The sequence below is a fragment of the Thiomicrospira sp. R3 genome, assembly GCF_029581415.1.
Lineage (GTDB): Bacteria > Pseudomonadota > Gammaproteobacteria > Thiomicrospirales > Thiomicrospiraceae > Thiomicrospira.
The window spans coordinates 639226-659592 of sequence record NZ_CP121121.1 but is presented as its reverse complement, the minus strand read 5'-3'; the positions used below and the strand labels follow the sequence as shown (position 1 = coordinate 659592).

The 20367-nt window shown below is 44.7% G+C and carries 24 protein-coding genes; 9 read left to right on the top strand and 15 right to left on the bottom strand.

Translation table 11 applies throughout. From position 1 onward, the window contains the following. Positions 1 to 114: 114 nt before the first annotated feature. Both gorA and P8S55_RS03400 read left to right on the top strand, forming a co-directional pair. Positions 115 to 1470 carry a glutathione-disulfide reductase gene (gene gorA, locus P8S55_RS03405; protein WP_289224879.1) on the top strand — a complete coding sequence of 452 codons (1356 nt, stop codon included), beginning with the start codon at positions 115 to 117 and terminating at the stop codon, positions 1468 to 1470. Between the two features lie 158 nt (positions 1471 to 1628). Then, positions 1629 to 2612: a porin gene (locus P8S55_RS03400; protein WP_289224878.1), complete on the top strand. Its 984-nt coding sequence runs from the start codon at positions 1629 to 1631 to the stop codon at positions 2610 to 2612. Positions 2613 to 2775: 163 nt separating this feature from the next. Here the strand turns inward: P8S55_RS03400 and gmk are convergent, their stop codons facing one another. Then, positions 2776 to 3390: a guanylate kinase gene (gene gmk, locus P8S55_RS03395; protein WP_289224877.1), complete on the bottom strand. Its 615-nt coding sequence runs from the start codon at positions 3388 to 3390 to the stop codon at positions 2776 to 2778. A 102-nt stretch (positions 3391 to 3492) separates the two neighbouring features. Here gmk and aroK point away from each other — a divergent pair, with 102 nt between their 5' ends. The 3 genes from aroK to bioF are packed head-to-tail and all read left to right on the top strand — an operon-like array spanning position 3493 to position 6300. After that, positions 3493 to 4017, top strand: coding sequence for a shikimate kinase AroK (gene aroK, locus P8S55_RS03390; RefSeq protein ID WP_289224876.1), 525 nt, complete (start codon positions 3493 to 3495; stop codon positions 4015 to 4017). A 32-nt stretch (positions 4018 to 4049) separates the two neighbouring features. Beyond that, entirely contained in the window at positions 4050 to 5132 is a 1083-nt protein-coding gene (gene aroB, locus P8S55_RS03385) for a 3-dehydroquinate synthase (RefSeq protein ID WP_289224875.1), read from the top strand. Between the two features lies 1 nt (position 5133). Further along, positions 5134 to 6300 (top strand): 8-amino-7-oxononanoate synthase, encoded by a 1167-nt coding sequence (gene bioF, locus P8S55_RS03380; protein ID WP_289224874.1) that lies wholly within the window; start codon positions 5134 to 5136, stop codon positions 6298 to 6300. A 138-nt stretch (positions 6301 to 6438) separates the two neighbouring features. Here bioF and P8S55_RS03375 read toward each other — a convergent pair whose 3' ends face one another. After that, positions 6439 to 6933, bottom strand: a complete 495-nt coding sequence (locus P8S55_RS03375) for a DsrE family protein (protein WP_289224873.1) — start codon at positions 6931 to 6933, stop codon at positions 6439 to 6441. Positions 6934 to 7125: 192 nt separating this feature from the next. Next, the gene (locus P8S55_RS03370) at positions 7126 to 7335 is read right to left on the bottom strand and encodes a cold-shock protein (RefSeq protein WP_248850485.1); all 210 of its coding nucleotides are present in this window, start codon (positions 7333 to 7335) and stop codon (positions 7126 to 7128) included. A gap of 225 nt (positions 7336 to 7560) precedes the next feature. Between P8S55_RS03370 and bioH the strand changes: the two genes are divergently transcribed. The 3 genes from bioH to P8S55_RS03355 are packed head-to-tail and all read left to right on the top strand — an operon-like array spanning position 7561 to position 9681. Next, positions 7561 to 8370: a pimeloyl-ACP methyl ester esterase BioH gene (gene bioH, locus P8S55_RS03365; protein ID WP_289224872.1), complete on the top strand. Its 810-nt coding sequence runs from the start codon at positions 7561 to 7563 to the stop codon at positions 8368 to 8370. Continuing rightward, positions 8357 to 9307, top strand: a complete 951-nt coding sequence (bioC, locus tag P8S55_RS03360; RefSeq protein WP_289224871.1) for a malonyl-ACP O-methyltransferase BioC — start codon at positions 8357 to 8359, stop codon at positions 9305 to 9307. The genes bioH and bioC overlap by 14 nt, the downstream gene beginning before the upstream one ends. A gap of 2 nt (positions 9308 to 9309) precedes the next feature. Next, the gene (locus P8S55_RS03355; protein WP_289224870.1) at positions 9310 to 9681 is read left to right on the top strand and encodes a SirB2 family protein; all 372 of its coding nucleotides are present in this window, start codon (positions 9310 to 9312) and stop codon (positions 9679 to 9681) included. 97 nt (positions 9682 to 9778) lie between these two features. Here the strand turns inward: P8S55_RS03355 and rpoH are convergent, their stop codons facing one another. From rpoH to hisB, 12 genes are all read right to left on the bottom strand, one after another. Next, the gene (gene rpoH, locus P8S55_RS03350; RefSeq protein WP_289224869.1) at positions 9779 to 10645 is read right to left on the bottom strand and encodes an RNA polymerase sigma factor RpoH; all 867 of its coding nucleotides are present in this window, start codon (positions 10643 to 10645) and stop codon (positions 9779 to 9781) included. Between the two features lie 81 nt (positions 10646 to 10726). Then, positions 10727 to 11425, bottom strand: coding sequence for a zinc metallopeptidase (locus P8S55_RS03345; RefSeq protein WP_289224868.1), 699 nt, complete (start codon positions 11423 to 11425; stop codon positions 10727 to 10729). A 3-nt stretch (positions 11426 to 11428) separates the two neighbouring features. Continuing rightward, positions 11429 to 13204, bottom strand: a complete 1776-nt coding sequence (locus P8S55_RS03340; RefSeq protein ID WP_289224867.1) for a thioredoxin domain-containing protein — start codon at positions 13202 to 13204, stop codon at positions 11429 to 11431. Further along, the gene (gene tatC / locus P8S55_RS03335; protein WP_289224866.1) at positions 13131 to 14234 is read right to left on the bottom strand and encodes a twin-arginine translocase subunit TatC; all 1104 of its coding nucleotides are present in this window, start codon (positions 14232 to 14234) and stop codon (positions 13131 to 13133) included. The genes P8S55_RS03340 and tatC overlap by 74 nt, the downstream gene beginning before the upstream one ends. 11 nt (positions 14235 to 14245) lie before the next feature. After that, positions 14246 to 14680, bottom strand: a complete 435-nt coding sequence (tatB, locus tag P8S55_RS03330; protein ID WP_289224865.1) for a Sec-independent protein translocase protein TatB — start codon at positions 14678 to 14680, stop codon at positions 14246 to 14248. A 33-nt stretch (positions 14681 to 14713) separates the two neighbouring features. Next, positions 14714 to 14989: a twin-arginine translocase TatA/TatE family subunit gene (tatA, locus tag P8S55_RS03325; protein ID WP_289224864.1), complete on the bottom strand. Its 276-nt coding sequence runs from the start codon at positions 14987 to 14989 to the stop codon at positions 14714 to 14716. 67 nt (positions 14990 to 15056) lie between these two features. Then, positions 15057 to 15377 (bottom strand): histidine triad nucleotide-binding protein, encoded by a 321-nt coding sequence (locus P8S55_RS03320; RefSeq protein ID WP_289224863.1) that lies wholly within the window; start codon positions 15375 to 15377, stop codon positions 15057 to 15059. A 32-nt stretch (positions 15378 to 15409) separates the two neighbouring features. Beyond that, the gene (locus tag P8S55_RS03315) at positions 15410 to 15727 is read right to left on the bottom strand and encodes a phosphoribosyl-ATP diphosphatase (protein WP_289224862.1); all 318 of its coding nucleotides are present in this window, start codon (positions 15725 to 15727) and stop codon (positions 15410 to 15412) included. Beyond that, positions 15724 to 16497: an imidazole glycerol phosphate synthase subunit HisF gene (gene hisF / locus P8S55_RS03310; protein WP_289224861.1), complete on the bottom strand. Its 774-nt coding sequence runs from the start codon at positions 16495 to 16497 to the stop codon at positions 15724 to 15726. The genes P8S55_RS03315 and hisF overlap by 4 nt, the downstream gene beginning before the upstream one ends. After that, positions 16497 to 17249 carry a 1-(5-phosphoribosyl)-5-[(5-phosphoribosylamino)methylideneamino]imidazole-4-carboxamide isomerase gene (gene hisA, locus P8S55_RS03305; RefSeq protein WP_289224860.1) on the bottom strand — a complete coding sequence of 251 codons (753 nt, stop codon included), beginning with the start codon at positions 17247 to 17249 and terminating at the stop codon, positions 16497 to 16499. The genes hisF and hisA overlap by 1 nt, the downstream gene beginning before the upstream one ends. A gap of 30 nt (positions 17250 to 17279) precedes the next feature. After that, complete coding sequence (gene hisH / locus P8S55_RS03300; RefSeq protein ID WP_289224859.1) at positions 17280 to 17918, bottom strand: imidazole glycerol phosphate synthase subunit HisH; 639 nt, start codon at positions 17916 to 17918, stop codon at positions 17280 to 17282. A gap of 3 nt (positions 17919 to 17921) precedes the next feature. Then, a complete protein-coding gene (gene hisB, locus P8S55_RS03295; protein WP_289224858.1) occupies positions 17922 to 18509 on the bottom strand; it encodes an imidazoleglycerol-phosphate dehydratase HisB in 588 nt (195 codons plus the stop codon). 415 nt (positions 18510 to 18924) lie between these two features. Between hisB and ccoN the strand changes: the two genes are divergently transcribed. Beyond that, positions 18925 to 20358, top strand: coding sequence for a cytochrome-c oxidase, cbb3-type subunit I (gene ccoN, locus P8S55_RS03290; RefSeq protein ID WP_289224857.1), 1434 nt, complete (start codon positions 18925 to 18927; stop codon positions 20356 to 20358). Positions 20359 to 20367 lie beyond the last annotated feature (9 nt).

Genomic DNA, 20367 nt, shown 5'->3' with positions numbered 1-20367 from the left:
AGGAGTCGAAAGGCTCCTTTTTTATAAGGTTTGTTTTTTAGGTTTGTTGGGTGTGTTTATTTGTTTATCGATAATAAACATACCCAACAGGCTTACAAATAAAAGGAAAATACAATGAACTATGATTATGATTTAATCGCAATCGGTGCGGGTAGTGGTGGGTTGTCAGTGGTTGAACGCGCTGCAGAATACGGCAAAAAATGCGCCGTAGTCGAGGCTAAAAAAATCGGCGGAACCTGTGTGAACATCGGCTGTGTACCGAAAAAGGTCATGTGGTTTGGGGCGCACATTGCCGAAGCCTTGCGTGATGCACCGGATTTTGGTTTTGATGTGGATGTCAAAAGCTTTTCATGGAATAAGTTAGTTAAACAACGTGAGCAGTACATTACCAATATCAACACCTGGTACACAGGGTATATGCAAGACAAGGGTGTGGATGTGCTTGAAGGTTGGGGCCGTTTTGTTGATGCGCATACCGTCGAAGTCAATGGCAAACACTATAGCGCAGAAACCATAGTGATTGCACCGGGCGGCACACCTTTAATCCCGCAAGAAACCGAAGGCGGTGAGTTGGGGATTACATCGGATGGCTTTTTTGCCTTAACCGAGCAGCCGAAAAAAGTAGCGGTGATTGGCAGTGGTTATATCGCGGTTGAATTGGCGGGCGTGTTCCAAGCTTTGGGCACCGAGGTGAGTTTATTAAGTCGTAAGGATTTGGTTTTGCGTGGTTTTGATGACATGATCCGCGAAAACCTAACCGATGCGATGATTACCAGCGGTATCCATAAAGAGTATCATTTTAAAGTGGCACGTTTATCTAAAGCCGAGGATGGCTCGATCGCGGTTGAAAGCGAAGATGGTCAGCACTTAGAAGGGTTTGATCAAGTTGTTTGGGCGGTGGGACGTACAACCTTGATTGAACCGTTAGAGCTTGAAAAGGTCGGGATTAGGGCTAATGGTCGTGGGTATATTGATGTGGATGATGAACACAGAACCAATGTGGCGAATATTTTTGCGATCGGTGATGTCACCGGTCAGCCGCAATTAACGCCGGTAGCGATTCGTGCCGGTCGTTTTTTGGCTGAACGTTTATACAACAATAAACCGCACTTGAAGTTAGACTTGCATGCCGTACCCACAGTGATTTTCTCGCATCCTCCGGTCGGCACGGTCGGTTTGGCGGAACACGATGCACGCTTAAAATACGGCCATAACAATGTAAAGGTTTACACCTCGGTGTTTACCCCCATGCGCTATGCCTTTACCGAGCATCAAATCAAAACCGCTTTGAAATTGGTGGTGACCGGTGAAGAAGAGCGCGTTGTGGGTATTCATATAGTTGGCGATGGTGCTGATGAAATGTTACAAGGTTTTGCGGTGGCGGTGCAGATGGGCGCAACCAAAGCCGATTTGGACGCGACGATTGCCATTCACCCGTCTTCTTCAGAAGAATTAGTGACCATGCGTTAATCAAATGCACAAGTGTTGTAAAAAAACCACATAATTTAAAAATGTGGTTTTAGCAAAAACAGCGCTTGCGGTAAAAGTCTGTTTTATGTAGAGTAGCTTTTAAGTTCGCTATGAAAGCGAATAGCGTCGATCATTTAACTACTAATTAGGAAGACAAGATGAAAAAAAATATTCTAGCTATGGGTATCGCAGCAGCAATCGCAGCACCAGTGGCAATGGCAGAAGCGCCAACTCTATACGGTCAAATGAACCTAGGTGTTACTAAAGTAACTAACGAAGGTACTAACGTTATTCACCGTAATTCACGTTTAGGTATCAAAGGTGCTAAAGACTTGGGTAACGGCTTAACTGCTGTTTACCAATTAGAAGGGACTGTTGGTCATAACGAGGATTATGATGCTAAATTATTTAATCGTAATACCTTCGCTGGTTTAGCGGGTGGTTTCGGTACGGTAGTAATGGGTCGTCATGACACGCCATTACGCATGATTCAGCCTACGGACGGTTTTAACGATAACGTCTACCTAGGTAACAACACAGGTAGATTCAATGGTTTTGGTGGTTTAGATGGTGGTGAGCACCGTCTGGAAAACGTAATTGCTTATATTTCTCCTAGCTTCAGTGGTGTTCAACTTGCGATCGCTGGAACTTCTACTGCTGTCAAAGAAGCAGACCAAGCATTGAATAATGGCATTTCTGCTTCGGTAGCTTACGGTTCTAAGCGTCAAGGTTTATACGCTGCTGCAGCTTTAACTCGTGTTGATAAAGATCACTCTCTTGTTGATAATAAATTAGATGTTCAGCGTGTAACTATTCAGTTCGCTGAAGCTGGTCTTGTTGTTTCTGGTATGTATAATACTACTAAAAAGGGTGGCAATAAAACTGGTAACAGTTTGACATTTGGTGTTTCTCAGGCAGTGGGTGACTTCACTCCACGTGCTAAAATTTCTCGTGTATCTTATGAAGATGCTTCAAACTCTACTAACGCTGCAGTTGGTTTAGATTATGCATTGGGCAAAGGCACATCTTTAGTTGCTGAAGTGGGTCGTTTAGACAAAAACAACCAGAAAGGTAATAAAGACGCTTATAGCGCTGGTAAAGCGACACAAGCTGTATATCTAGGTATGAACCTAAGCTTCTAATCAATATCGCGGCTTAAACCGCAGTTGATTAAGATACAAAACCCCGCCGTAAAACGCGGGGTTTTTGTTTTGTGGTATTATAATTCAATACTACTTATTGGTTAATTAGATGGTAGGCTTGGTCATCGCTATTCAAGTCATCCGCTTTGTTGTTTCAATCCCGTTAACCCGCAATCAATTGGTTTATTAGGTTGCTGTGTCTTGTGCCTTGGAAGTCGGTTTTTAATCTGTTCGCAACAAATATGCTGTGTAGCTGATGAATCGCGGTATCAAAGTCATCGTTGATCACCAGATAATCAAACTCTGCATAATGCGACATTTCTGTAACCGCTTGGCTCATGCGGTAATTAATCACTTCTTCGGAGTCGGTGCCTCTGCCGGTTAGGCGACGTTGTAACTCTTCTCGCGATGGCGGTAGTATGAAAATACTGCTGGCGTTAGGAAATACTTTGCGTACCTGTTGCGCGCCTTGCCAGTCAATTTCTAAAATCACATCTTGTCCCGCATTCAGCTGTTGGATCACGCTATGCTTGCTGGTGCCGTAATAGTTATTGAACACCTTGGCATGCTCCAAAAAATCATTCGCTTCTATTTTGGCTTGAAACGTGTCTTGGCTAACAAAAAAATAATTCACGCCGTTTTGTTCCCCCGGGCGTTGGTCGCGGGTGGTGGTGGAGATCGAGACACGGATAATGGGGTCGTTTTGCAATAGTTTTGCGACCAAAGAGGTTTTGCCCGCGCCAGACGGAGCAGAAATAATATAGAGTTTGCCTTGCATGTTGTTTCCATCCATTTAAATTTAGGCTAAATCTTACCAAATGGAGTCGATCAAGGCTAAGGTTTTTGTAACTTAAGGATGAATTTTGGATACAATAATTAGATGCAAAAACAAAATATATTTTTAATAGGCCCAATGGGCGCGGGTAAGTCAACGGTGGGTCGATTTTTGGCGCAGCGTTTAGGCTATAGTTTCCTGGACAGTGATCATGAAATCGAAGCGCGAACCGGTGTCACTATTCCGATGATTTTTGATATTGAGGGCGAAACCGGGTTTCGTGATCGCGAGGTGTTAGCGATTGACGAACTCACCCAGCAGTCTAATCTCGTGTTAGCGACCGGCGGAGGGGCGGTTCTGCGTGAAGAAAATCGCCGTGCTTTGCGCTCCCGTGGTTATGTGGTTTATTTACGCGCCAGTGTGGAGTCGTTGATTCAACGCACTAAAAACGACCGCAATCGCCCGTTATTACAAGCGGATAACCCCGAGCAGGTGATTCGTGATTTGTTGGAAACCCGTGATCCTATCTATATGGAGCTCGCTGACTTGGTGGTGGAAACTCAGCAGGTGTCGGTTTATCGGGTTGTTAAATATATCCATGAAATTCTCGAGTCGAAGGGCGTAGTTTAGCCTTTAACGCAATAAAATTTAAAGGACAAGTTTTGATTACTCTGAATGTTGATTTAGCCGACCGCAGTTACCCTATTTTTATCGGCCAAGACCTTTTAAGCCAAGCTGAATTGGTTAAGCCTTTTGTTAAAGGTTCACAGGTGATGATTGTGACCAACACAACGGTAGCGCCTCTTTATCTGGAGGTTTGTAAAGCCTTGTTTAGCGATTTTAAGTTGGATTGGGTTATTTTGCCCGATGGCGAACAGTATAAAAGCCTTGAAGTGTTAAATAAGGTTTTTGATAAACTGATTGGCGCGTATTTTGATCGCAAATCGACCCTGGTGGCATTAGGCGGCGGGGTGATTGGTGATATGACCGGTTTTGCCGCAGCGGCTTACCAGCGTGGGGTGGCGTTTATTCAAATTCCTACTACCTTGTTATCCCAGGTTGATTCATCGGTCGGCGGCAAAACCGGGGTCAACCATCCTCAGGGTAAAAACATGATTGGTGCTTTTCATCAGCCTCAAGCAGTGGTGATTGATACTAATACGCTCAATACCTTGGATGATCGTCAGTTATCAGCAGGTCTGGCTGAAGTGATTAAGTATGGTTTAATCCGTGATCTTGCGTTTTTGGAGTGGTTGGAAAGTAACCTTGAGGGCTTGTTGGCGCGTGATCCGGTTTTATTGGCGCAGGCGATTGAGCGTTCGTGTCAAAACAAGGCGGATATTGTCGCGGCAGACGAAACCGAGCAGGGGCAGCGTGCGTTATTAAACCTAGGCCATACTTTTGGCCATGCGATTGAAGCAGGCATGGGTTATGGCAGTTGGTTGCATGGCGAAGCGATCAGTGCGGGTATGATGCAAGCGGCCTATATGTCGCAGCTATTAGGCGATCTCAGTGAGCAGGATGTGGCACGAATTGCGCAGTTATTTAGCCGCGCTAGACTGCCTGTTTACCCGCCTAACGCACTGTCTAATCAAGATTTTATGCGCTATATGGCGGGCGATAAAAAAGTCCAGGCGGGGGTGGTGCGTTTGGTATTGCTTAAATCGATGGGTCGGGCTTATATCAGTGGCGATTATGCCGCCCAGGTGCTAGACAAAACCCTTACGCAATGGCGCAGCCATTAGCATGAAACCCTCGATTGCCTCGCGTTTTCAAGCTCGGCTTGATGCGCGTCGAGCGCAATCACTTTATCGCCAGCGGCCTCTGGCGCTTTCCCCCCAACAGCCTCTAATGCAAATTAACGGTCGCGCGATGGTTAATTTCTGTTCCAATGATTATCTAGGTTTGGCTTCAGATCCAGCGATTAAGGCAGCGGTCTGCGCGGACTCCAGCGCGGGTTGGGGGGCGGGTGCGGCCCATCTGGTCACCGGGCATCATCTTCACCACCATTTACTCGAAGACGAATTAGCGGATTGGCTAGACGTTGAGCGTTGTCTGCTATTTTCTACCGGTTATATGGCGAATCTTGCTGTGCAGCAAACCCTCATGCAAAAAGGCGATTTGATTTTAGCGGATAAGTTAAACCATGCATCGTTAATTGATGGTGCCCTAGCATCGGGCGCTGATTTTAAGCGTTATCCACATTGTGATTATGCTGCTTTAGGTCGTCGCTTAGCCGTTAGCGAGCAAACGACCTTGGTGGTCAGTGATAGTGTGTTTAGTATGGATGGTGATTTGGCCGATCTTAGCCAACTGAATGCCTTGGCAACCGAGCACCAGGCCTGGTTGTTTGTTGATGATGCGCATGGTTTAGGGGTTTTGGGTGAGCAGGGACGGGGTAGCTTTAGTCATTTTAACCTACCGATTAAGGGTGATCGTATTTTAGTGGGCACATTTGGCAAAGCCTTTGGCACCAGTGGTGCGTTTGTTGCTGGCTCTAACGTGTTGATCGAAAGTTTAATCCAGTTTGCACGCCCGTTTATTTACACCACCGCCATGTCTCCCCTCAATGCGTTAGCTACCCGTGAGGCATTAAAACGTGTGCAAGAGGCGAATGATTTGCGCGGGCTGTTGCGGGCGAATATTTTGCGTTTTCGCCAAGGCGCGCAGCAGATGGGTTTGAACCTGCTGGATTCATCCAGTCCGATTCAGCCGGTGATGTTATATGATGCAAAAACCGCGCTAGCATGGAGCGAAGCGTTACAGCAAAAGGGATTTTGGGTGGCGGCTATTCGTTATCCTACTGTGGCGAAAAACCAAGCGCGTTTGCGTATTACGTTAAGCGCAGCGCACACGGATAACCAAATAAATGATCTATTACAAGAATTGCAGCAGTTAATAATTGGTGTCTAGCCTTTGGGATACAGAGAAATTATGAACCTAAAAAAATATCTTAATTACTTTTTGTTTTTAAAACACTGGAGTACGCCCTGTATCAGGCAAAAGAGCAAGGCGTAACCAGCTTGTTATGGCTTCTAGGTAATTCTGTGTTTACCAAGCGATAAAAGCAAAGCCATTTGATTGTAGTTCCATCAGCGCTGAAGCGCCTACTTCGACATATTCTGCGAAGGGGCGGATATCTTCATGTTGCCAGCCAAGGGTGTTCATGGTGCTTCCGCAGGCAATCCAGCGGACATTGTAATCAAGTGCGAAGCTTTCAACACGATCATAAATAAGCGAATCGACTTCACGTTGCGGTTTATTGGCTAATACATGAATACCGGGGCCAATCACTACTACCGCAATTTCTACATCATCTTCGTACACTCTTAGCATGGCTTGAATTGAGTTTAAGATACTGGTTTGGTAGTCGTTATCTGCCTGGTTAAACATATAAACCACTTTATGGCTGGCGGGATCACCGGGAAAACGGTCTTGGCTAGCGCCTTGAATCTCTTTAACCGGTTTGAGCGTTTGGGCGTGAGCTGAGTGGCCTAGTCCCAAAAATACGGCTAAGCTGATTAGCCAAATTTGAAAAATGCGCATGTCTTCTCCTTTAGTATGTATAGATTATTTAAAACAACCTCATTAGTATAATTGAGCGGGACTAAAATGTTTAGAAAATACTAAGTAACACTTGGAGGAGGGATATTTTGGATATAAAAAAACCGTGAAGCTGATAACTCAAATTCACGGTTTCGGCTGCATCAACACGAGTCTGGTGCAACGAACTTTAGATTAAAGAGCGTTAACGTTTTCCGCTTGTAAGCCCTTATCACCTTCAGTGATGTTGAAAGTCACTGCTTGACCTTCAGCTAAGGTTCTACGGCCAGTACCGTTGATGGCGCGGAAGTGTACGAATACATCTGGACCATTTTCTTGTGCTAAAAAACCGAAACCTTTTTCATCGTTAAACCATTTAACGGTGCCTGTAACTAAATCTGACATAACTACCTCAAAATAAAACATTTAATCCGCCATCAAACTTAATGACGCGAATTAATTGTAACACCAAGTAAAATAAATAATAGCTTTATATTCACAAATATCTATTAAATATTTGTGAACAGGCCTTTAATCGAGTTAAATTCATGGTTTTATTGTTGTTTAAGCTAGCCTTGAGTGGGATCAATCGTTACAATCTCGACAACTAAACTAACTAGCGAGAAACCTGTGAGCAAAACAAATCGACCACTTTATACTGAGCAGTTTGGTCAAGGTGAATCTTTAACGCTTATACATGGTTGGGGGGCACAGAGTGCGGTCTGGCGTGATTGGGCTAAAGAATATTTAGCGCATGACTTTAAGGTCACGTTAATCGATTTGCCTGGTTTTGGTGAAAGTGCAGCTTTAAAAACCAGACCTGATGAGCAACTCAACCAGGCCTGGTTAAATGAATTAAACCAAGCTATGCCTGAACAGACGCATTTATTAGGCTGGTCGCTGGGTGGCTTAATGGCGCAGCAATTGGCTTTGTGTTACCCAGATAAGATTACATCGTTAATTTGTCTTGCGTCAACGCCTCGATTTGTGCAGGCAGATGATTGGCACTATGGGGTTTCCGTCCCGCTGATGTCAGATTTTATTAAGACGGTCGGTCTGGATAGTGCTGCGCTGCTTAAGCATTTTTGGACGTTGCAATTGCAAGGCGGTGATGGTGCTCGCCAGTTAATAAAACATTTTCTATCGCAGATGGAAAATCGTCAATTGCCTAGCCTTGCAGGTTTGCAGCAGGGTCTAAATCTGTTGCGTGATATAGACATGCGCGATAAGTTAGCACAATTAAAGTCGCCGACTTTATGGGTTTTAGGTGAAAATGATCCGTTAATTCCTTTGGCGATGACAAAGTTATTGTTAAGCTGTCAGCCTAATGCACAGGTTGCTGTAATCGAGGGTGCGGCGCATGTTCCGTTTTTCTCTCATCCCGATCAGACGGCTGATGCGATCTTGAGCTTTTTAAAAGCCAACCATGGAAAAAACTAATCCACCGCTTATGATGAACCTTTCAGTTGTAAGACACCACTTTACTAAAGCCGCTGCACAGTATGATGAAGCGGCGGTTTTGCAGAAGTTAACGGCCGAAGAATTAGATCAACGATTAGATTTAATTAAGCTCGATGTTCGGCGAGTTGTCGATTTGGGCGCAGGTACAGGGTTTTTAACCGAAAAACTTTGGGAGCGTTATCCACAAGCCTTAGTGAGCGCGGTGGATTTGTCTCATGCTATGTTGTCGAGAGCTCGGTTTCGATGTAAACAGAAGCGCGACCACCAGGCCTGGTGGTCACGCTGGCTAAGCCCTTCCGCCAAGGTGTGCTTTATTCAGGCTAATGCCTATAGTTTGCCGTTTGCTGATGCGAGTCAGGACTTGGTCGTAACGAATTTTATGTTGCAATGGTGTGATGACTTAGATGCGGTCTTAACGCAGATTCGACGAGTTTTAAGGCCAGAAGGTTTGTTAATGCTGAGTTCCTTGGGGCCGGATACCTTAAAAGAATTGCGTAAGGCTTGGGTGGCGGTTGAAGGTGAAGCAGGCCATTCTCGGCTAAGCCCGTTTGTGGATATGCATGACTTAGGTGATGCGTTGGTACGAGCTGGTTTTGGTCAGCCTGTGATGGATGTTGAGCGTTATACCCTAACCTACGCCAAGCCGATTGATGTTATTCGTGATTTAAAAGCTATTGGTGCAACCAATGCCCAGCAACAGCGTTCTCGTTTTTTAACAGGAAAAAATAAGTTTAATCGAATGCTTGGTGAGTATGAGCAGAGTCGAAAAGAGGGTAAAATTCCTGCAACCTTTGAAGTGGTTCATGGCCATGCATGGGCTGCTCAAGAGGTGTTTAAAGGGCCGAGTCGTGATAAAAAAGGGGTGGTAAATATTACGCTAGATGAGCTTCAAAATCAATTAAAATCAAGGAGTTAAGGATGGTTGTGGGTTTAATTACGCTTCATAAGGTGGCCGTGCTACTGAGTATTATCGGTTTTTTTGGACGGGGTATTGGGCATATATTTCAACAGAATTGGGTGAGCAAAAAGCCGGTTAAAATCCTACCGCATATTGTGGATACCTTATTGATTGTATCTGCCGTTGCGGTTGTGGTGATGACCGGGTTTAGTTTTTCTGATCCTTGGATACTAGCAAAAGTATTGGGACTGATTGTTTATATTGGATTAGGTCTTATGGCGTTTCGGTTTGCTAAAACGCGGGGGGCTAAAGCGCTTTATTGGGTTTTAGCGCTCGGTGTTTTGTTTTATCTTGTTGCGGTCGCGGTCCACAAGCAGGCCTGGCCGTTTTAAATATGCGATAGCGTTTTTTATAAAAAGCTGTGTAAATAAAAAATCCCGCCAAAGCGGGATTTTTTATTGGCTTTAGGCTAGTTAAGTTGGATGAAGTTTATGGGGAGAATTGTAGTTCTTCGCTCAGTGTAGCTTTTAATTTTTTCATCGCTTGCTGTTCTATTTGGCGAATGCGTTCCATTGAAACACCGTATTTTTCAGACAGTTCTTTTAAACCCAGCTTTTCTTCGCCTAACCAGCGTGAGCGAATAATATCTAAGCTGCGCTCATCCAGCTTTTTTAACGCCGCCTGCATAAGGTCAGTTTGACGTTGATCTTCGGTTTCACGTACCCAATGGGTTTCAGGGTCCAATTCGTGGCTAATTAGAATCGGTGAGCTATATCCTCGCTCATCCTCTTCGTCTGCTGTCATGTCTACTTGAATGTCTTTGCCATATAATCGGCTGTCCATTTCTAATACATCAGCGCGGGTTACGCCCAACTCCTCGGCAACACGATCAGCATCCTTGTCGCTAAACCAAGCCAGTGAGCTTTTAGCGCCGCGAAGTTTAAAAAACAATTTGCGCTGTGCTTTAGTGGTAGCGGTTTTAACAATACGCCAGTTTTTAATGACAAACTCATTAATTTCAGCCCGAATCCAATGCACGGCAAACGTCATAAGGCGTACGTTTTCATTTGGGTTAAAGCGCTTTACCGCTTTCATTAAACCGATATTGCCTTCTTGAATAAGGTCACTTAAGGGTAGGCCATAGCCGTTAAAGCTGCGTGCCACCGGCACCACATAACGTAAGGAAGCAAGAATGAGCTGACGCGCAGCTTCAAGGTCTTGATGGTAATAGAGACGCTCTGCAAGTGCCATCTCTTCCTCGGCATTAAGCTGAGGAAGCGTGCGAACAGTGCGTAAATAGCTCTCTAGGTTTTGGCCTGGCGTGAGCTGTTGAATGCTAAGCGCTGTAGATGACATAAATCACAACCTCTAGTTAATTTTATTGATTTAAAAATAACAAATTTTTAGCTAAAACGCAAGGGGTTGTCGGTTTTGGTTTTAACGACGCCACCCGCTAAACCATCGCCATAAGTTAAATAGGCTGGCTAAGCTAGCGCTGACATAGGTGAAGGCACAGGCGGTTAGAATATGGCGGGCGCGGCGCATATCTTTTTTATCAAGATATGCGCCCTGTTCTAGCAAGGGTAGTGCGCGTTTATAACTGGCATCGAGCTCAACAGGTAGGGTAGAGAGATGAATCAAAACCGGAATACCCATTGCAATAAAACCCGCGCCAAAGGTAATAAGGCCAATCATGGGTGTATGAAGTAACGGGATAAGAATGGGGGTAGCAAGCAAAGCCATACCGCTGAATTTTTGTAACCACAGTGATCGTTCGACCATTTCCGTTCGAGTTAATAGCGGTTCGTACTGTTGTTGGTGTTGGATGGCATGACCGATTTCATGTGCGGTGGTCACGATGGCCGTAAGCGAGTTACTGTGATAGTTAGCGCTGGATAAGCGTACCACCTTGTCAATTGGGTCGTAGTGATCGCCGGTGGCGGAACCCTGAGCAATTTCTTCTAGCCTCACATCATTAAGGTGGTATTTTTTGAGTAGATGTTCAGCAAACTCGGCGCCGCTTCCGGGTAAGTTTGGGTGGGGTTGGCTATGTTTTTTTAATATCCATTGGGTCCACCATTGTGGTACAAAGCTGATAATGGCGAGTAGCACAACGCCAATAATTATAAACCCCATTGTTTATTGACAACGCTGGTAGGTTAGGTAACTGGCATATTGCCAAGGAGAAAATCCTGCCTGGATCTTAATAGCTATCTCTTGGTCACAGGCTAAAATGGCACTGGAAGAAGGGGTAGCTAAATCGGCTAGACTGCCTGGTATTTGTTGACCTGGTAGAAGGCTCTCACGACTGGCTAGCCAGCCTTCTTGGTGGTAAAAGTGCTGGTAGGCCTGAGCGCGTAATGCATCAATCCAGGGCTGGTAATCAAGGTCATTGAGCGTCTGCCAAAGATGGAGTCCGGCAAGGCTATAGGCGTAGTCTTCAAGCGTGGCTTGGCCGAATAAGCCTCCTTTATCACTGAGTGCTCGCGGAGGATTGGGTTGTTGAAGTAGTCGAATAAGCCCTTCTGCTATACCACTAGCTTTGAGTGCGTAGGCGGGGTTTTTTGTTACCTGATAGCCTCTGGCATACGCGGATAAAAGCAACCCATTCCAGCTAACAATTTTTTTATCGTCAGTTAGGCTTGGGCGTTCTGAAAGTTGTGACCGGATGGTTTGCCAGGATGGATGGTTTAAGGTTTTTGGCAGCCAGCCTAAATCAAAAGGGGCGGGGTTGTCGAGCAGCCAGGCCTGTCTAACAAGCTCGAAGGTTTCTTTGTTTAGCTGGTCTTTTAGCTGTTGGCGTGACCATAGGTAACGACCGCCATCAATACCTTGGTGGTCGATAGCTGATTGACTGGCTTTGGCCAAGCCACTAATCGGGCTTATTAAAGCGTGTTCTATATAGTGGAGTGTGTTTTGTGCCGTGTTGGTAAAGTCCGGTCGTTCGAAGCGGTGTCCAGCAATAAAAAATAACTCAGCAAGCTGTGCGTTGTCGTAGAGCATTTTCTCAAAGTGAGGTTCTTGCCAGTTGGGATCGACGGTATAGCGAAAAAAACCATAGTGGATGTGATCAAAAAGATGTTCGGTTTGCATCTGTTCAAGGGTCAGTTTGAGCCATTCTTGTGTGTCTTGGTCAATATTGGGCGCAAGCAGAAGGTATTTAAGTAAAGGGCTATGCGGAAATTTTTGAATCGCTTGTAAGCCACCATCGAAATTATCAATTAAATCGGGAAGCGACTGATTAATCGCTTGTTGCAGTTGCCCTCGGTTGAGGGTACTTAAAGCAGTGGGCTGCTGGCTGTGTGGTTGGGCAAGTCGATTAATTGTGTCGGCTTCATTTTGCCACCAATAGCTAACTAAGTTGAGGGTTTGCAGTAGTGTTTCGGTTGGTTGGTAAACAAAACCACTGAAACTATAACCCTGTGGGGTCAAGATGACATGTAAAGGCCAGCCAGCTTGGCCTGTTGCTTGGCGTAATCGGTTGAGTAGGTAATCGTCTAGGTCGGGGGTGAGTTCACGGTCGACTTTAACTGAAATGAAATCCTGGTTAAGGCGTGTTGCTACGGATGGGTTTTTGTAATTTTCTTGGTGCATGACATGACACCAATGGCAGGCAAAATAGCCAGAGGAAATAAAAATCAATTTATTTTGTTGCTGTGCATCGGTTAGGATTTGTGGGGACCAGAGCTGCCAGTCGATGGGATCATCAGCATGTAAAGCAAGATAGGCTGAAGGGTGATCTTTTAGTGGGCTTTGTGCCATTAATTGGATAGGGAAAAACCCAAGTACAGCAAGTACCATCACAACCAGGCCTGGTGGTGATGGTACTGGTTGGTTTGGGCTATTTAGGTTTTTCTTCTGACTTAGGGGTCGAGTTTTCATCGTCAGCTGTGTCAGGTCGCGTTGTATTTGCATTCTTTTGCTGCTCACGTTGTTCGGCTTCTTTCCTCAGTTTTTCCATTTCAGCATCAATCTTATCAAATTCTGCGTCAAAATCGAAATCATCATCAACAGGTGTTTGTTGTGACTTGGCTTGTTCAGCCTTTTTTTCAGCCGCTTGTTGTGCTGCTTTTACTTGATGCGGATTGATATCTTTGTTTTGCTCAGCATAACGATTGTCAAAGCCGTCCTTGTCTGTTTTAGTCGCATAAGTTGCACTCGAGGGTTCTGGTTCGGCTTCATAGCTATCGCCATTCGGATCTATGCCTTTGCGTTTTAGAATAAAGGTACCCACCACAATACCTAATTCATAGAGTAGCCAGACGGGGACGGCTAACAGGGTTTGCGAAATAATATCGGGAGGCGTCAGTAACATGCCTAAAACAAAAGCGCCGACAATAACATAGGGGCGTGCGTGGGACATGGCCCTGGGTTTAACCATGCCCGTTAAGATTAACAATACAGTAATAACGGGTACTTCAAACGCTATACCAAAGGCAAAGAACATTTTTATAACAAAATCGAGGTATAACGAAATATCTGTTGCAATGGTGACGCCTTCAGGCGCGGTTTGCGATAGGAAGCCAAACACCAGCGGGAAAACTACATAATAGGAAAACGCGCCGCCGGCATAAAACAAAAATGAACTAAAAAATAAAACAGGCGCGACGAGCTGGCGTTCGTGTTTATAGAGTGCAGGGGCAATAAAACTCCATAGTTGATAGAGTAGATAGGGCATTGCTAAATAAATGGCTAATACCAAGCTCAACTTGAAGGGGGTTAAAAAAGGGGAGGCCACACCCACAGCAATCATGCTGTTGCCTTCTGGCATAAAGCGCGTTAAGGGGTCAGCGATATAGGTATAGATGTCATTCGCAAACGGAAATAAAATTAAAAACAGCACTAAAACCGCAATCACTGACTTGGCTACAGCATTTCTAAGTTCTAGCAAATGCTGAACCAAGGACATTTCTTGATCGCTAGGGGGTAGGGCTGTTTTACTCATAGTGGTAAGTCTTAGGTTTTAGGCTTGTCATTATCGACTGGAGGTGCATTGGGTGTTGTTTCTTTTGGTGTCGCAACATCATCCGTGGATTCAAGTTGACGTTGCGCTTGTTCAATGTCTTTTTGTGTTGGTTCAGTCGTGTTTTGACCAAATGGGCGCTCAAGCTCATCAAAGTTGATTTGGTCTCGAACATCATCGAAACCCTTGTAAAGGTCTTGCTGAATTGATTCAAATTGTTTTTGTTGTTCTTTAAGGTCAACGGCTTCTTGAAGTTCGCGCACAGTATCACGAAGATTGGTATCATCTTTCACCGAGTTGATAAAGTTGCGGAACTTGGCAACCATCTGGCCCGCCTTACGCGCAACTTCAGGCATGCGCTCGGGTCCAACAACCAATAGGGTGATAATTAATACCACCACAATTTCAAGAAAACCAAAATCAAACATGTTTCATCCTAAATGATGAGGCTAAAAGAGCGATTAAACTTTTGGTTTACTGCTGTCTGTGTCGGCTTCAGTCTTTTTTTCAGTCGCTTGAGCGTCAAATACATTGTCAGATTTTTGTTCAGATGCGATGGTTTTTTGTGCATCAGCAGTTTGTTCTTCTGCTTTTTTTTCATCATCTTCGCTTACCGCTTTTTTAAAGCCTTTGATGGCACCACCAAGATCCGAGCCAACGTTTTTTAAGCGTTTTGCACCAAAAATCACTAAAACAATAGCGAGAATAATTAATAATTGCCAAATGCTAATGCCCATTTTTTTCTCCAGACTTTATTTTTAGGATTGAGTTTTTGTAAGCGTTGAATGATAGCAAATAACTGAGTTAGTTACCAAGTAAATGAATGTGAATATGGAAAACTTCTTGCCCACCGGTCTCGCCAGTATGGATTTGTGTTTTAAACCCATCTAGATTTTGAGCCTGTGCAATCTGTGGAAGTAGTAGCATCATATGTCCCATTAAATCTTTATCTTCTGGTTTGAGGTCAAAAAGTGTTGGGATAGGCTTTTTGGGGATGATTAAAAGGTGAATACGTGCGCGAGGGTTAATGTCTTTAATGACAATACATTTTTCATCTTCATAAACTACATCCGCAGGGATTTCCTTGTTAATGATGCGTGTAAATATACTAGGTTCTGCTTGCATAGGAGGATCTCTCTTAATCTTGTTTAAGTATTTTATTCAGTTCGTTGCGCTTTTTCTTCAAGACCTGATAAGCCAAAGCGACGTTCAAGTTCGATTAAAACTTCGGAGCTGGATAGGTTTTTGTGAGCGAGTAGCACAAGCGTATGAAACCACAAATCGGCAATTTCGTAAACTAAATGTTCATTATCGTTGTCTTTAGCGGCCATTATGGTCTCGACCGACTCTTCGCCCACTTTTTTAAGGATTTTATCCAAGCCTTTAGCGTATAGGCTTGCGACGTAAGAGCTGTCAGCGGATTCATTTTTACGTTGTTCTAGTATTTGATCGAGCTGTTCAAGTACCTTGCTCATAGCCTAACCTCCACGCCTTGTTGCTGCATGGCCAGTTTGGCCTCTTCTATGGTGTGTTGGCCAAAATGAAAAATGCTAGCCGCTAGCACCGCTTGGGCATGCCCCTGTTTAACGCCATCAACGAGGTGTTGCAGTTCACCCACGCCGCCAGAGGCGATGACCGGAATTTTAATGGCATCTGCGACCGCACGAGTGAGCTCAAGATCAAAGCCGATTTTAGTGCCATCCCTGTCCATGCTGGTCAGTAAAATTTCACCTGCGCCATAACTTTCCATTTTAATTGCCCAGTTAATGGCATCAATACCGGTTGACTTGCGCCCGCCATGCGTAAAGATTTCCCAGCGATTGGGCTCATTGTCGGCACTAACTTTTTTAGCATCAATCGCAACTACAATGCATTGCGAACCAAATAAATCAGCCGCTTGGCGGACAAATTCGGGGTTGTGAATCGCGGCGGTATTGATCGATACCTTATCCGCACCCGCATTGAGCATTTGGCGCACATCTTCAACCTTGCGAATGCCGCCTCCCACAGTTAGTGGAATAAAAACCTGGCTAGCGACCTGTTCTACCACATGTACGATGGTGTCGCGGTTATCTGAGCTGGCGGTGATGTCTAAAAAGGTGATTTCGTCCGCGCCTTGTTGGTCGTAGCGTTTAGCGACTTCAACTGGATCGCCAGCATCACGCATTTCAACAAATTGTACACCTTTGACTACCCGGCCGTTATCAACGTCTAAACAGGGGATAATGCGTTTTGCTAATCCCATTAGACTTGCTCCAGCTGTTGAGTGAGTCTATCTGCAAGCGCTTGAGCTTTAGCTAAATCTAAAGTACCTTCATAGATAGCTCGCCCAGTTATGGCGCCTACCACGCCATCGCGTTCAATTTTGGCTAGGGCTCTAATGTCGTCAAGATTGGTAATGCCACCGGAAGCAACGATAGGAATAGTTAGGGCGCGTGCAAGGGCTTGGGTAGCTTCAATATTAACCCCTTGCATCATGCCATCACGACCTATATCTGTGTAGATAATCGCCTCAACGCCATCATCTTCAAAGCGTTTGCCTAAATCGCTAACCAAGTGCTTAGTAACTTCAGCCCAGCCGTTAATCGCGACATAACCGTCTTTGGCATCGAGTCCAACCATAATATGACCTGGAAAGGCTTTGCAAGCTTGCGCCACGAACTTAGGATTGTGAACCGCTTGGGTGCCGATAATGCAATAACTAACCCCCGCGCTTAAATAAGCTTCGATCGTCGCAAGGTCACGAATACCCCCGCCAATCTGAATCGGCAGGTCTGGATAGGCTTTGCGCACTTGATAAACCGCGTCCCCATTAACAGGTTTGCCTTCAAACGCACCGTTTAAGTCAACCATATGTAATCGACGTGCGCCTTGGGTTACCCAGCGCTCAGCCATGGCGAGGATGTCTGATGAAAATACTGTGGCATCATCCATAAGGCCTTGGCGTAAACGAACACATTGGCCGTCTTTTAAATCGATTGCAGGTATAAGTAACATATTTTTTCCTAATTTTTCCAAAGCATTGGCTCAGGCGCCATTCCAGTTTATAAAGTTTTTAAATAACTGAAGTCCGGCATCGGCACTTTTTTCAGGGTGAGCTTGAATTGCAAATAATTGATTGTGCGCAATGGCCGAAGTAAATTCTTCTCCATAATCAGTGACGCCTATTGCATAGTGATCTAGTTTTGGTTTAACAAAGTAACTATGTACAAAATAAAACCGACTAGCGCTAGCAATGCCATGCCACAGGGGATGGTCTTGGGTTTGGTGTATTTGGTTCCAACCCATATGGGGTATTTTTAAATCAGGGAAACGTGTTTTATCAAAGCGTTTAACCAGGCCTGGTATGACATCCAGGCACGGAATCCCTTGGTTTTCATCGCTATAGGTCATCAAGACCTGCAGGCCCATGCATATGCCCAGAAAAGGTTTGGTTTCAGCGGCTTGGATAACAGGGTCGGTCATGCTGGTTTCGTTTAATGCTTGCATGCATGCTTTAGCCGCGCCTTGACCCGGAAAAATAACAGCGTCTGCGTTAGCGATGTCGATGGGGTTTTGGCTAACAAGAATATCTGCTTTTTGTTGGGCAACGTGTTCCGCAGCTTTCGCAACCGACCTTAAATTTCCCATACCATAGTCCACTACCACAATCTGTTTGCGGTTCATGGCTTATAGGCTCCCTTTAGTTGAAGGCAGTATTCCGGCCATTCTATCGTCAGCCGATAAGGCCATGCGTAAGGCACGACCAAAGGCTTTAAAAATGGTTTCAACCTGGTGGTGAGCGTTGTGTCCACGCAAGTTATCAATGTGCAAGGTGGCTTGAGCATGATTTACAAAACCTTGAAAAAATTCAGCGACGAGTTCTGTCTCAAAGCTACCGATCTGGGCACGAGTAAAGTCAGCATGAATCGACAGGCCAGGGCGTCCTGAAAGATCAATCACTACTCGAGAAAGCGCCTCATCTAAGGGTACATAGGCGTGGCCATAACGTGCGATGCCTTTTTTGTCCCCCACTGCTTGTCTAAGCGCTTGACCTAGAGCAATGCCGACATCTTCTACAGTGTGATGGTCGTCAATATGCAGGTCGCCGATAGCGCTGATATCAAGGTCGATTAAACCGTGCCTGGCAATCTGATCAAGCATGTGTTCAAAAAAAGGAACGCCTGTATTTAAGTTTGCTTTACCGGTTCCATCAAGATTTATCTCGATTTTTATTTGGGTTTCTAGGGTGTTGCGTTCAATAGTTGCACAGCGCATTTTATTTATCTACCAAAACTGAGAAAAGTTAATCATACTGAAAAAAAGAGCTTTTTGCATGATTTTAAAGCTTAGATTTTGATTCAAGCAGCGTTATTTAATGGCTTAGTAGTTTAATAACCATGTTGTACGAGCGAGTTATAGCAAAGTTATTACAAGGTCATAAAATTTTTTTAGTTTAATTACCGCGTTGTTTATTGGATAATTTGAAAGATTTTTTAAAAACGGCTACCTGCTCTTGGTTTTTAAACGTCAAACGTAACAATCTTGATGCAGATTAAGTTTTTTGCGTTTTGAATAGCAATGAGGCTACAAAAGCCTATAATTGGGCATCGAGGAGTCTCTGAACTAGTTGGCGATAAAAAGATCAATTGGGCAGGGGTTTAACTTTAAGACTATAAGGGGAATCCAACTGATGGATACTACAATGACAAAACCTCAATATGACGACGGAGTGGTCAAGTATTTGACCGTTCTTGCGGTTGTGTTTCTGGTGCTGGGTACTATGATGGGTACTTTAGCAGCAGCCCAGTTAGCATGGCCAGCATTGAACTTTGATATTGCTGAAATCACGTTCGCGCGTCTTCGTGTAATGCATACCAACACAGTAATTTTTGCTTTTGGTGGTATGACTTTGATGGCAACAGCCTTCTACACGGTTCAACGTACAAATGGCTTAAGGCTCTATAGCAACGGTTTAGCATGGGTAACCGCTATTCTATTTACTATAGGTTTGTTGCTTGGTGTAATCACGCTTTCAATGGGTATGACTCAAGGTAAGGAATATCACGAGTTAATTTGGCCATTGGATATTGCTGTTGCCTTAGTTTGGGTGTTATACACTTTTAACTTTGTAATGACGATCGCAAACCGTAACAAGCAAACGCATTCACACGTTTACGTGTCGAACTGGTTCTTCCTAGGTATGATGATTATGATCACCTACCTTTATATTGTAAATGGTCTAGCTATCCCTGTTTCCCTATTTGAATCCTACTCCCTATTCAGTGGTGTTCAAGATGCGATGATTCAGTGGTGGTGGGGTCATAACGCGGTTGGTTTCTTCCTAACAGCGGGCTTCTTGGCGATTATGTACTACTTCGTTCCGAAGCAAGCACAGCGTCCTATTTACTCTTATCGCCTATCTGTAATCCATTTCTGGGCTTTAATGTTTGGTTATGTATGGTTGGGTGCGCATCACCTTCAATACACAGCGCTACCTGATTGGACGGGTTCACTTGGTGCGGTTATCTCGCTTGCTATGATCATTCCTTCATGGGGTGGTGCATTGAACGGCATGTTAACCCTATCGGGCGCTTGGGATCGTCTGCGTACCGACTATATCCTTCGCTTCCTAGTTATGTCATTGGCTTTCTATGCGATGGCGACGTTTGAAGGTCCAGTTATGTCTGCGAAGACTGTGAATGCACTTTCTCACTATACTGACTGGACAATTGGTCATGTTCACTCCGGTGCTCTAGGTTGGGTTGCGATGGTTTCCATCGGTGCGATCTATCACATGGTGATGAAGTTGTGGAATACAGAAATGTACTCGATGAAATTAATCAACTTCCATTTCTGGTTAGCGACTATTGGTACGGTACTTTATGTCGTTGCGATGTGGGTATCAGGCATTATGCAAGGTCTAATGTGGCGTGCGTATGACGAGTACGGCATGTTGGCTTATACCTTCGCTGAGTCTGTAGCGGCAATGCACCCTTATTATGTAATGCGCACTATCGGTGGACTGTTGTTTACTTCTGGTGCCGTTGTGATGTTATATAACATTGTAATGACACTAAGAATGGCAAAGGCAAGACAGACCAGTGCGGTCACTGCACAGGCTTAAAATAGAAGA